The 13,287-nt window shown below is 29.8% G+C and carries 12 protein-coding genes; 3 read left to right on the top strand and 9 right to left on the bottom strand.

All coding sequences use genetic code 11. The features are described from left to right. Positions 1–46: 46 nt before the first annotated feature. Positions 47–307 carry a cysteine-rich small domain-containing protein gene (locus tag IC758_RS04330; protein ID WP_227433387.1) on the top strand — a complete coding sequence of 87 codons (261 nt, stop codon included), beginning with the start codon at positions 47–49 and terminating at the stop codon, positions 305–307. Positions 308–414: 107 nt separating this feature from the next. Here IC758_RS04330 and IC758_RS04325 read toward each other — a convergent pair whose 3' ends face one another. The 4 genes from IC758_RS04325 to IC758_RS04310 all read right to left on the bottom strand — a co-directional run bounded on the left by IC758_RS04325 (position 415) and on the right by IC758_RS04310 (position 4,475). Next, positions 415–1,056 carry a TIGR01906 family membrane protein gene (locus tag IC758_RS04325; RefSeq protein WP_227433388.1) on the bottom strand — a complete coding sequence of 214 codons (642 nt, stop codon included), beginning with the start codon at positions 1,054–1,056 and terminating at the stop codon, positions 415–417. Between the two features lie 28 nt (positions 1,057–1,084). Beyond that, the gene (locus IC758_RS04320) at positions 1,085–2,635 is read right to left on the bottom strand and encodes an ABC-F family ATP-binding cassette domain-containing protein (RefSeq protein WP_227433389.1); all 1,551 of its coding nucleotides are present in this window, start codon (positions 2,633–2,635) and stop codon (positions 1,085–1,087) included. 469 nt (positions 2,636–3,104) lie between these two features. Then, positions 3,105–3,281 carry a hypothetical protein gene (locus IC758_RS04315; protein ID WP_227433390.1) on the bottom strand — a complete coding sequence of 59 codons (177 nt, stop codon included), beginning with the start codon at positions 3,279–3,281 and terminating at the stop codon, positions 3,105–3,107. Positions 3,282–3,623: 342 nt separating this feature from the next. After that, on the bottom strand, positions 3,624–4,475 hold the full coding sequence (locus IC758_RS04310; RefSeq protein ID WP_227860788.1) for an N-acetylmuramoyl-L-alanine amidase family protein: 852 nt from the start codon (positions 4,473–4,475) through the stop codon (positions 3,624–3,626). Positions 4,476–4,702: 227 nt separating this feature from the next. On the opposite strand from IC758_RS04310, the gene IC758_RS04305 reads away from it, so the two are divergent. Then, positions 4,703–5,710, top strand: a complete 1,008-nt coding sequence (locus IC758_RS04305) for a SpoIVB peptidase S55 domain-containing protein (protein WP_227433392.1) — start codon at positions 4,703–4,705, stop codon at positions 5,708–5,710. Positions 5,711–5,971: 261 nt separating this feature from the next. Here the strand turns inward: IC758_RS04305 and yunB are convergent, their stop codons facing one another. Beyond that, complete coding sequence (yunB, locus tag IC758_RS04300; RefSeq protein WP_227433393.1) at positions 5,972–6,670, bottom strand: sporulation protein YunB; 699 nt, start codon at positions 6,668–6,670, stop codon at positions 5,972–5,974. A 214-nt stretch (positions 6,671–6,884) separates the two neighbouring features. Here yunB and IC758_RS04295 point away from each other — a divergent pair, with 214 nt between their 5' ends. Next, on the top strand, positions 6,885–9,560 hold the full coding sequence (locus IC758_RS04295; protein WP_227860787.1) for a transglycosylase domain-containing protein: 2,676 nt from the start codon (positions 6,885–6,887) through the stop codon (positions 9,558–9,560). Between the two features lie 184 nt (positions 9,561–9,744). Here IC758_RS04295 and IC758_RS04290 read toward each other — a convergent pair whose 3' ends face one another. From IC758_RS04290 to IC758_RS04275, 4 genes are read right to left on the bottom strand one after another with little or no spacing between them, the layout of a single operon-like run. Then, a complete protein-coding gene (locus tag IC758_RS04290) occupies positions 9,745–10,680 on the bottom strand; it encodes a DUF1177 domain-containing protein (protein ID WP_227433395.1) in 936 nt (311 codons plus the stop codon). Between the two features lie 39 nt (positions 10,681–10,719). Next, positions 10,720–11,865: a M20 family metallopeptidase gene (locus tag IC758_RS04285; protein ID WP_227860786.1), complete on the bottom strand. Its 1,146-nt coding sequence runs from the start codon at positions 11,863–11,865 to the stop codon at positions 10,720–10,722. A gap of 13 nt (positions 11,866–11,878) precedes the next feature. Further along, on the bottom strand, positions 11,879–12,343 hold the full coding sequence (locus tag IC758_RS04280; RefSeq protein WP_227433397.1) for a hypothetical protein: 465 nt from the start codon (positions 12,341–12,343) through the stop codon (positions 11,879–11,881). A gap of 14 nt (positions 12,344–12,357) precedes the next feature. Beyond that, complete coding sequence (locus IC758_RS04275; protein ID WP_227433398.1) at positions 12,358–13,191, bottom strand: DUF3100 domain-containing protein; 834 nt, start codon at positions 13,189–13,191, stop codon at positions 12,358–12,360. Between the last annotated feature and the right edge of the window lie 96 nt (positions 13,192–13,287).

Here is a 13,287-nt window from a genome sequence, read left to right as displayed (position 1 = left end):
TATAGTTATAAAAGATTTCATATTTTATTTAAATTAGGAGGAAAATATGGGCGAAAATTATAAATTTTTTAATCACAAAGATTGTGAGTTTTTCCCTTGTCATAAAACTGATAAACCAGAAGAATTTAACTGTTTATTTTGCTATTGTCCTTTATATGCTTTAGGAGAAAATTGTGGAGGAAACTTTAAGTACACAGAGAAAGGCATTAAAGATTGCAGTAGCTGTATACTACCTCATAAAAAAGATAATTATAATTATATTATGGGAAAATTTCAAGACTTAGTTAAAATTACTTGCAAAAAATAATTTTTTATTAAAAATAGCTATGCATAAATATTTTTTGACTCCTTTTCGTCTAAATAATATTACATAGCTATTTTTATTATATAAGTTTTAATTTATATCGCTCTACCTTATATCTTTCTACTTTTAAATAATTTACATAATTTATACATTGCAAAAATCAACATGCTTACTGCAAAAATCAATATTAAAATCATCATTCCAGCATGAAAGAAAAATTCTTCTGGAAGCATATTTATAACTGGGTCTAAATCAGGATTAAATATCCAATAATCATTTCTAAATAATAATTTATGAAAAATAATAAATGATTTTTCAAAATTCAACAAAATAGGAAGTGCCAACACTACTGGCATTATTATCAATGTCATTGATATAGTTTTTAGTAGTTTTATATTTTTATTTTTTATACTTAATATAATTCCCACCAAAGAAATTATCATTAATAACTTAGCTAATTTATTGATATTTTGAAATATATTTCTCACTTCTTCAAAATGTATTTTCCCTTCTGGAGAAGATTCTAATGTTGGTAACTTAAACTCAGATACATCCTTACTTAGGTTGTAATCTATTAAGTAATCATAATTTAATTTTATATCATCTTTAGATAAACCAGATAACTCTGATATGTTTAAATAATCAATATCAAAATAATAAAGTTGCTTAAATCCAACAGTAAAATTAATAGCACCTACTATTACAACCACACTTATACACACTGAAAAAATTATATTTAGAAACTTTTTCATGAAATCCCCCCAGTAACAAATTAATTACCTAAACGATTTTAGTCGTGAAATCTTCTATATTCCATACATCATCGACAATTTCTGAATAGAATTCTGGCTCATGGCATACTAAAAGAACTGTACCTTTAAATTCTTTTATAGCTTTCTTTAATTCGTCTTTTGCATCTACATCTAAGTGGTTTGTAGGCTCGTCTAGTACTAAAAAGTTTATATTTTTTAGCATAACTTTACAAAGTCTAACCTTGGCAGCTTCGCCTCCACTTAATACTCTCATTTGACTAGTTATATGCTCATTAGTAAGTCCGCATTTTGCAAGGACTTGTCTAACTTCAAAATTCGTAAGACCAGGGAATTCACTCCAAACTTCATCCATAGGTGTATTATTATTTTCTCTTGAACTCTCTTGCTCAAAATATCCAACTTCTAAATAGTCTCCCAATCTAACATTTCCACCAAATGGTTTTATTATTCCAAGTAATGTTTTTAATAATGTAGATTTACCAATACCATTCATCCCTTTTAAAGCAACCTTCTTTCCTCTTTCTAAATGGAAGTTAAGTGGTTTTGTTAACGCTTCATCATAACCTAAAACTAAGTCTTCTGTTTCAAAGATTATCTTGCTTGCTGCTCTGGCATCTTTAAAAGAAAAAGTAGGTTTTATCTTTTCCTTTGGTCTTTCTAGTATTTCCATCTTATCTAGTTGTTTTTGTCTACTATTAGCCATTCCTCTTGTTGCAACTCTAGCTTTATTTCTGGCTACAAAATCTTCTAACCTTTTTCTTTCTTCAACTTGTTTATCATAAGCTTGCTCTTCTTGACGTTTCTTTATATCATTCAGTCTTACAAATTCATCATAATTACCTTTATATCTATTTAACTCGCCATTTTCCATATGATATATTACATTACAAGTATTATTTATAAAGTCAATATCATGTGATACTAGAACAAAACTGTTTTCATATTCCTGAAGATATCTAGTAAGCCATGTTATATGTTCCTCATCTAAATAGTTTGTAGGCTCATCCAGTATAAGAATAGTTGGATTTTCAAGTAAAAGTTTAGTCAGAAGTACTTTTGTTCTTTGACCTCCACTTAAATCAGTTACATCCTTATCAAGACCAATCTCTCCAAGACCAAGACCATTTGCAACTTCTTGTATCTTTGCATCTATCATATAAAAACCACTATTTTCAAGTATAGTTTGTATTTCTGCTGTTTCTTCAAGAAGCTTACTCATCTCATCATCACTAGCTTCTCCCATCTTGTCATACATAGCAATCATTTCTTGCTCTAAATCAAACATATGCTTAAAAGCTTCTCTAAGCACTTCTCTTATACTTTTACCTTTACTTAATACTGTATGTTGGTCTAAGTAACCTACTGTAGCTCTTGAAGACCATTTTATATTTCCAGCATCAGGCATAAGCTTTTTCGTTATTATATTTAAAAAACTCGATTTTCCTTCTCCATTAGCGCCAACTAGTGCAATATGTTCACCTTTTCTAAGTCTAAAGGATACATTTTCTAATATTGTTCTTGCTCCAAATCCGTGGCTTACGTTTTCTACTACTAGCATTCTAACACCTCTCAAAAAAATTTTACACATTCTATACTATAATATATTCTTTTTAAACTTAAATCAAGTATTACCAATATTTTTAGTTATATTTACAATAATTTAACTGAGAATAAACTTTATAGCTGTATTATGTAAAATAAAAATAGATACTTTCATCAATGATAGAACTTCTTTATCGACTAAAAAATACATGCATGCTATAATTTCTTTGTAGCCTGTTTAATCTTGAAATTATAAAATGGTTTCTGATTGATTCTCAAATAAACAAAATTTCTTATGAGCATTAATATAAGTTTTTGACACAATGCAAATCATTTGATATTTACAGACACAATTATTAGAATAGAATAAAACCAATTTACGTTTGCTTGCCTTAGGCGATAAGTGGTGCTACAGGTTATTTATCTAAACGGAGGTGAAAAATAGTTATTAAACAGAAAAAATACTTCATTATTATTTATATTATTTATGCATTGCCAATTCCATTTTCTCTAATAACATGGATTGGAACTATCATTTCTGTTGCTGATTTAGGAATGGTAAACTGGAAGATTTTCAGTGAGATTATACAATCTGTGATTGCTTTAATTACTATGCTACTTGCTGGTTTATATCCTATCTCATATATTATTTCATTAATCAAAACTCGTGATAGTAAAAAGTTTTCTTTATTTAGTTTTATTCCTATAATACACATAATTCTTTTTGTTGTTTTCTTCTTTTTTTGGTCTTTTCTTAATAAAGTATATCAGCTTTAAATTCTTCCTAAATATTATCTAACTTTACAAAACTATATAGTTAGGGTTTATTATGAAAATATAGTCATATATGTAAATGTCTATTTTTCCATTTAATGTAGGTTTGTAGTCTCTTATACAAACAGGTATGTAGCCTTGTAATTTGCTTTTTCACTATTATTTGAATAAAAAATAGAGATAAAAATTAGGAAAATAGTACCATCCCAATTTTTTTCTCTATTTATGTTTTATTTAAAATATTCATCTAATCCATCCGCTACACATTGCATCATTTTTCTTTGATATTCTGGATTTGACATCATTTGGTCTTCATTATAGTTGCTCATAAATCCCATCTCTACTAATACAGCTGGCACTTTTGACCAGTTAAATCCAGTCAAATCTCCTCTTTGAACAATTCCATTTATCTGTATCCCAGCTTGTTCCATGTTTGTTTTGATGAATTCTGCACATCTATTACTATCTTCATATATAGGAGCTGTATATTTTCCATCCTTCTCAGGAACTAATATAGATGCACCAGTCTTTGAAGAATTATTTAAACTATCTGCATGTATTCTTACAACCATATCTGCTTTTTTCTCATTAGCAAGTATTGCTCTTTCTGAGTTACTTATATTTACATCATGTGTTTCTCTAGTCATTATTACATTGTAACCTTTAGACTCTAATATATTTTTTAAAACTACAGATGCTTCAAGATTTAAAACATACTCTGCTTTCTTTGTAGCTATACCTTCTGTTCCTGAAGATACTCTTGCTTTTTGAGATGAAGAACCTGGAGCTACTGGTTCTAAATTACTATCCCCTTTTCCTTGATGCCCTGGGTCTATACAAATTAAAAACTTTTTATTTTTTTGAGTTTCTGTTTTATTATCTGATTTATTATCCTCTGACTTATTATCATTTTTGCTTTTTGAATTTGATTTATTTTCATCTTTATCTGTTTTTTCATTTTTAGTAGTGCCTGAATTAATTAAATTTGTTGTCTTGTAAAAATTGGTAACTGGATTTGATGTACCTATAATTATAATTCCCATGGCAATTATACAAGTAACTAACAATCTATATTTTTTCATCTTTTGCTCCTTTCAATGATAGACAGCTATTATCTATTTTAAATTTATATGAATATGTATCTATTTTATCATATACCTTGTTTATTTTATTTATTTTTATGAAAACTAAGGAGTTATTGCGTCAGTTTTCCAAGCATCAAAAACTGATTCTTGAGCAACATAATATTGAAGCAGCAAGAAAATTTCAATTTTATTATTAAAATATTTTAATAAGAAAGAGGTGTTCTATGCAATTTAAAAATTTTTATTTTAAAGATAAATCTTTAAGTAAAAGAAACAACTTAGCTAAGTCCAAATTTACAATTGTTTTAACATTTTTATTTTTATTATATTTTTTCTCAAATAATTTAATTTATGCACAAAATTTACAAAAAAGTGAACCTCAATATTTAATACCTATAGGAAATGTTCTTCAAATTGATGCAGAACTAAAAAATATCATCGTTAGAAGTCCTGGTGAAGCATCTCCATTTAGATTAGGTGATGCTATAATCAAAGTAAATAATATAGAAGTTGATGGATATAGTGATTTTGCTAATACACTAAACGCTTTACCAGAAGAAAAACCAGTGTCTATTTTATTAAATAGAGGTGGTCAACTTTTAACAATGAAAACAACTAAACACATATTAGAAAAAATTAGTTTTAATAACTTACTTTCTGGATTTGCTACTTTGACTTATATCAATCCAGAAACCTCAGAATTTGGTGCCGTAGGTCACCCAATAAGTGTTGGTAATTCAAGAAAAATACCTATAAAATCAGGTTCAATTTCTACAACTAAGCACCTCGACATAGAAAAATCCTATCGAGGTAGTGTTGGATGTATAAATGCAAAAAGAGAAAATATTATTGGTAGTTTTACAGAAAACACTGATTTTGGAATAAGAGGTCAAATTAATAACTTTGATATTTCTAGCTTAAAAAAATATAAGGTAGCTTCACTAAATGAAGTTAAGCTGGGAAAAGCTCAAATAATTTTACAAAACAACTCTAATGAATGTAAAAAATATAATATTGAAATTATAGATATAGAAAACCAAAACCATCCTGAGAGTAAAAGTTTTAAAATTAAAATCACTGACAAAAACCTTTTAGCTCAAACTGGTGGTATTGTACAAGGTATGAGTGGTACTCCAATAGTACAAGATGATAAAATAATAGGAGCAGTTTCTCATGCCATTGAAAATGACCCAGCTGTAGGTTATGGTGTATTTATTAAATGGATGCTTTAGATAATAAATTATATAAGTAATTTGTAACTCTTAAATCATCATTAAATAAATGTTTATAATATATTTGGTCTGAAGACATAATTCTTCACTCTACAGACCAAATATATTAAATATTTTACATACTTTAAAACATAAATTTTTATTACAATTATATTAATTTTTATTACAACTATATTGATTCTTATTTATTACTTATTATTGACATAATTTTTATTTATAAACTATTATTTCAAATTTATTAAAAAATAAATATCATTAATATTATTTGTTAGCATTTTTTCCAGTGTTAGGTAAAACATTGCCAAGGTTCTTTTCAGGTATATTTACATAACTTTCTGGAACATCACCTACTATTATAGTCTCACAGATAGGTATCTGAGCTTTAATTTGTTTTGTTGAAGTTATAAGTGGGATTACTACTTTCACTTGAGTTTGAGCTTCTAAATATATCCTATGTCTTGTTTGATTTATGCCTGAAGACTCAAATTCCGTTTTAAAGTTTACTGATACTGTTCCTATAGGTTCAATAGATACTTCAAGTTTAGGGCCGTATTTAGCTAATATAGGACTTCCTAATGCTGTTCCTATAGGTATGTAAGAATCTGCTGTTTTACCTTTTTTTAATTCATCTTGTATTTCTAAAGCTATTGCAGATGCAATTTCATTCATCATAATAGTATTTGCTTGTATCATAGTTATTTTTCCGTTATTATCAAGCTGTATATCCATTAAATCTTCATAATTTATTTTCCCTTCTACCATTTCAGCAACAGCTTTATTTATAGACCTGTTTGCCAATTCAAGAGCTTTTGTTTCTGCTAAAACTGTAATTGTTGGTCTTAAACTTTTATCTATATATATGAAACTGCCTATAAATACAGACAAGAAAAGAATTAACAAGAAAATAGCTACAATTTTTCTAAATTCATTTTTCTTTTTTCTATCTACTATCCTATTCAAATTTATCCCCTCCTATTTATTTATATGTAACTTTGGCATAATTTTTATAATATTTGTCAAAAATAAATAAATAAAAATATAGACTTATTAATACATTTTGTTTATACATATCTACAATGTACAGAATATTATAGCAAATTCATTTTTTCTATTAATTACAAAATTACTCCTATTTGTGTTATAATATTGCATTAAGTAAGGAGGTTAAAATCTTATGAATAACGATAATGATAAAAATGGAAATAAAATAAGAAGAAAAAAGGTTAGTTCATCTAGTAGCTCAAATAAACCAGTTAATAGAAATTCAGCTAACAAAACTCATTCAACTAAAAGCAAGAAGAAATCTAAGAAAAGCGATAAATTTAAAAAACTAAGAGTATTTGGTATAGTATTTTTAGTTTTATTAGTTGTTGGTGCAGCAGGTACTGCTGGATTAGTATTTGCATCATTAAGAGATGTCTCTCCAGTTACAGAAGCTGTTTTAGACAAGCAAACAAACCAGACAACTACAATTAAATACGCTAATGGAAAAACATTATCTACTGCTCCAAGTGTAAATAAAAAGACACCCGTTCCATTAGATAAAATTTCAACTCATCTTCAACATGCAGTAATTGCAATAGAAGATGAACGTTTTTATGAACACAAGGGTGTTGACATTAAAGGTTTATTTAGATCAGTATTAAAAACTCTTACTGGTACTAAGCAAGGTGGTAGTACTATTCCTATGCAGGTATCTAAGATGTTATTGACTACTGAGCAACAAACTCTACCTCGTAAAATAAAAGATATTTATTATGCATATGAGATGAGTAAGACAGTAAGTAAAGACAAAATACTAGAAACTTATTTAAATAACTTCTTCGTTGGAAAGGGTCTTGCAGGAGCTGAGGCTGGTGCACGTGGTTATTTTGATAAGTCTGCATCTGACCTTACTATAGCTGAGTCAGCACTTCTTGCTGGTTCAACTAAAAATCCATCTAGGTTTTCAGCTTACAAAACTTCTAAATTAGATGGAAATGAAACTAAGAGTGACTTAGAGAATAAGTTGTTATTTTTTGTTAATACAACTGATGATGATTTAGATGACCCAACTCAAGTAGACTTTGATATGATTGAGAAATTAAAAACTTGGGAACTTATATCTAGTGATACTTATAGACAGCTAAAAGCAGGTACATTAGTTGTTAGAAAAGCTATAAACAACCCTGAGGCTAAGAAAAGACAAGAAGTTGTTCTAAAGAAAATGCTAGACCTAGGATATATAAAACAAAAAGAATATGATGAAGCAATTAATGCTAAGATAGAAATAAAATTACCTAAATCAGCAGATAAAGTTTCTTCATCTGTAGAAGACCTTATTGAAAGTGAAGTTATAAATGCCCTAATGGAACAAGGACATACAAATGATGAAGCTCAAAACTTATTCTACAATGGTGGTCTAATTGTAAATACAACTATAGACCCTAAAATGCAGGATGCTTTGGAAGAAGAATTTGATAAAAATAGCAATTTCCCAGGACATATGGTTGGACCTGATGGCGTTAGCCAGCCACAGTCTGCAATGGTAATTTTAGATTACAAAAATGGTGAAATAAGAGCACTAGCTGGAGGCCGAAACATAAGTGGCAGAAAAACTTTAAATCGTGCTACTAGCCCTCATCAGCCAGGTTCTTCTATAAAACCTCTAGCAATTTATACACCAGCTATTGATACTTTAAAGATTACACAATCAACTGCTCTAAATGATGTTAGAGGAGGATATAAATTTGAAGAAAACACTAAATGGAATCCAAGAACTACCACTAGTGGTCATGGCTCTATGAGTTTACGTAAAGCTCTTGCTAAATCTTCAAATACAATAGCAGTTAAAACTGCTGAGATGCTTGGAGATTCTTATGATGAATGTATAGATATAATGATGGACTACTTAAAGAACTTTGGTATAACAACTGTTAAAAATAGCCAAACAGGAGCAACTGATAGACAGTTCCCAGCATTAACACTTGGTGGTATGGCAAGTGGTATTACTCCACTTCAGATGGCTGCTGCTTATGGTACATTAGCAAATCAAGGAGTTTATGTAGAACCATCTATTTACACTACTATAACTACTTTTGATGGGCAATTATTAGTTAAAAACGCTCCTGAAGAGCATAAAGTTGTAGACCCAGAAGTAGCTTATGTTGTTACAGATATGTTAGAAAGTGTAATTACTGAAGGTACAGGTGGTATTGCATCACTTCCTAAAGGAATGCCTGTTGCAGGTAAAACAGGTACTACAAATAGCGCATATGATGCTTGGTTTGTTGGTTATACACCTTATTATGTAGGAGCAACATACATTGGAGATGATGCTGGTAGAAAAGATGATGCTGGTAACACTATAAAACGTAGAGATGTTCCACATGGAAGTACTAGTACAGCAAAACTTTGGCAAAAAATCATGGCAAAAATACATGCAAATTTAACAGTTACTGAATTTGAAGTTCCTAAAAATGTATATTTTACAAAAATTAATTTAGAAGATGGAGGAAAGCAATCTTCTGGCTCTAAAGCAGCATTTATTGAAGGTACTGCTCCTTCTAGAGTAAGTTCTCAGCCATCTCCTGAAGATACAAAGAAACCAGATAATAATCAACAAGAAGAAGAAAACAATAATAACAACAATAATTCAGGTAATAATGGTGGTGGCTCTACTCCTCCTGATAACGGTGGAAATAGTGGCGGTACTACTCCTCCTCCTGACAATGGTGGAAACAGTGGCGGTACTACTAACCCTCCTGACAATGGTGGAAACAGTGATGGTACTACTAACCCTCCTGACAATGGTGGAAACAGTGGTGGTACTGTCACCCCTCCTGATGGTGGTGGAAATACAACACCATAGTTTAATAAAAGATTACATTTAACTATTAATAAATAATTAAAATTCAAACAAAAATATAAGGAGTTGCCTCAAAGTGATTTTTAGAAATCCTCGATGAGACACTCCTTTTTTAGTAATTATAATTAATGTGGCGATTGTTATAATATTTATATATTACAAACTATATAAACTTTATATTTTTTGCTTATTGTATACCAAAAGTTTGGAATGCGTTTAATTTCCCATATCTTTTGATAAGTATATCCCATTCTTCCTTATCATAAAAATCACACTTATTTACACCAAATAATTTGCCAACTTCAATTGCAAATCTACCAGCTGACTCTAAATCACTAAAATGAGTTGCACCTGTAGCACATCCAGCAACAGGCATTTCTGTAGTAATTGCTACTCCAACTACTGGAGAATTTGTAGCAACTGCTGGCTGTAAAATACTATTCAAGTGATACAGGTCATTTCCATATGGTGTTATATCTTGAATAGATAAAGGAAATACAAATGGAGATTTTCCAGTTACAGTCTGTATAATATCTAAAAGATTATCACTAGTTTTCAATATGTACCCTTCTTTGACAGTTGGCGATATTGCAAATCCTCTAGTATTGATTATTCTATTACCTTTAGTAGTATCGATTGAAAGTATTGCATCACAACTACTGTCAACTTCATTTTCATTCATAGTTGTCATATCTATTGGTGAATCCATAAAAGGTGTAGGATAATGCTCTTTAGTTGGAGCATCTGGACAAATATGAGTAGAAATTATAATATCTCCTTCTAGCACATCTCCTTTTCGTTGCATATCTAAAAGTTTCGCTGCTACTGAAATTGCTACTAATGCTCCATCACCATCTGAAACAAAACCTATTACATCTGGTCTTGCTCCAATACCTCCAAGTCTGCCTAAAATACCTAGAGTAGGGGCATTTCCTCCGTTTAATTTACCATTCTTACCAGCAATTGTAAGCTTAACTAAGTCTGTAGAACCTTTACTTGATGATAGCTTTTTTACTATTATATTTTCTCCACCATAGCTTTGTAAGTATGTCTTCACTTCTTCTCCACTTGCAGTTGATTTGTCTAAAATGTCATAAACCTCTAATACTTGTTTTAATATCATATTTAGTCTCCTTTCTTCATGTATTTTTTTAGTAATACATTATTTACTGTACAAAACATCTACACCACACATTGCTAGTACTTTAATTGCTTTTATAAGTGCTATTTTTCCTTCTTCGCCACCAGCAGCTACAGCAAATTCTTCTGTATGAGTTGCAGTGTTTTCTTTTAATTTTATATATGCTTGTATTGCAGGTATTTCATGAGTTAAATTTCCAGTATCAGTTGAACCAATACCTTGAGTTAAATCTCTTTCAATATAATCTTCGCCCAATACTTCAAAATTTTCTCTAACTATATTTACCAATCTTGAATCATTTTTTATCTCTTTATATATCTCATCTAATTGAATTACTTCTACACTAGTTCCTGTAGAAATTGCAGTTCCCTTAGCACAATCTTTAAGCATATCACAAATTTCATTTAGGTATTCTATACTTAATGCTCTTACATTAAATATAGCTATAGATTTTTCAGGAATTATGTTGTGTATACTACCTCCATCAGTTATAATTCCATGTACTCTTGCATAATCTTTAAGATGTAATCTCATGCTATTTACACTATTGAATAATGCTATTACTCCACTTAATGCACTTCTTCCTTCCCAAGGATAAGCAGCAGCATGAGAAGCTTTTCCACTAAAATCAAATTTTAAGTTAACTTGAGCAAATGATATATCATCAGGTATTGAAGCATCACATGGATGTAAAATTAATGCAGCATCTACATCTTTAAATACCCCTTCTCTAATCATAGTTATTTTTCCACCTACTCTTTCTTCTGCAGGTGTTCCAAATACTTTTACAGTTCCTTCTATATCATATTTTTTTATAACTTCTTTTAAAATAATACCCGCTCCAACAGAACTTGTACCTATTATATTATGTCCACAAGCATGTCCCATACCTGGAAGTGCATCATATTCAGCTAGAAAAGCTACTGTCTTTCCACCAGTTCCATTTGAGTATACTGCCTCAAAAGATGTTTCTAATCCTCCTACACCCTTTGTCACATCAAATCCATTTTCTTCTAATAAATTACATAATGCTTTTTGTGATTTAAATTCTTCAAATGCTAATTCTGGATTTTCAAATAAAGATTTGGATACCTTTTCAAATGATGCTTTTTTCTCATCAGATAACAGCTTTATATCTTCTTTGATTTTTAATTTTAATTCTTTCATACTTACTACCTCCTTAAATCATTCCATTTATTTTTAGAACTGTTTGAGATATAAAAGCAGAACCAAAATAAGTAGATGTCATAACTATAAATGATATAACTACTAGCTTCCAACTCAAAGTCTTTAATATGTCTAATTGGTTACCTACAGAAATTCCTGCAAAAGCTAATAATGGTGTTACTGTAGACATAAAATTGATTTTTCCTATATTACTTGCTATAAAATCTCCAACTGGTGATATGGGAAGTGATAATACAAACGCAACTAAAGTCGCCCATGCAAAACCTGGTAAATTTGGTCTCTTAACAAAATTCTTTATTACAATAGCAATTATTACTAATATAAACCCAAATACACTTCCAATCAACAAATCTTTAGCCTGTGTTTTAAGTGCTATAGCCTGTCCAAAGCAAATAATAATATATATGAACATTACTATTTTTATCTGTTCCATAATAGTCTTCAAAGTCTTTTCCATCTATACATCCTCCATTATAAGACATCTCTTGTTTTTGTTTTTTTTCTACTTCTAAACTTCTCAATAATCGGAGCCACTTTACTATAATAATAATTAGCAACTGGTAATGATAAAAATAATTCTATGTATATTCCAGTAACAGCTGTAATCAATCCACTGGTAGCTGAATAAGCTAAAATCTGTTCAGACATATTTGGGACAGTATTCATCAATGATGCTGTTGCAGCCCCCATCATAGAACCACTTCCCATTCCTGATGCCATTGCTAAAGCATATGGATGAAAGCCTATAAGAACACCCAATGGTGCCAAAAATGAAAATAATAATGTTCCAAAGATACTACCACTTATATAAGTTCCCAATGTTCCTATACCTTCTGGTGAATTTAATCCATACTTATCCCCAATAATTCCTAGTGCTGTGTCACGACATAATGAAAAAGTCCCTCCTAATGCACTTCTTCCAAGACCTAGTGCTACTCCAACAGGTAATGCTATCAACATTGTACCCATATGACCAAACTCTTGTAATAAAAGTGCTGGTCCTGCTTGAAGTAATATACCAACTTTAGGACCTGCATTAATTCCAAACATTATTCCTAATGGATATAGAGTTAAAGATAAAAGATATGGAGATACATTTATTTCATTATCTCCTATAAACTTTTTTAAAGCTGGTATAACCCTTCCTAACAAATGAGGTGAAACAGCCATACCTATAAAGATAGCCCATAGTATACTAAGTAAAGTTATATTAATACCCATAACTTTAAATGAAATAGGCCCAATTAATTCAGCCAATACTGTAATTATACAGGCTGCTATCAGAGCATTTTTAATTCCTTTCATTTTTATACCTCCTTGCAATTTTTATAATTTTCTTACAATATAAGTATTAGTGATTTAATTATATATTCTCTCATAGACAATGTATAATATAAATTT

It is taken from the genome of Clostridioides sp. ES-W-0016-02, assembly GCF_020641035.1.
Lineage (GTDB): Bacteria > Bacillota > Clostridia > Peptostreptococcales > Peptostreptococcaceae > Clostridioides.
The sequence above is the reverse complement of the archived record's forward strand: the minus strand, read 5'-3'. Positions and strand labels throughout refer to the sequence as shown.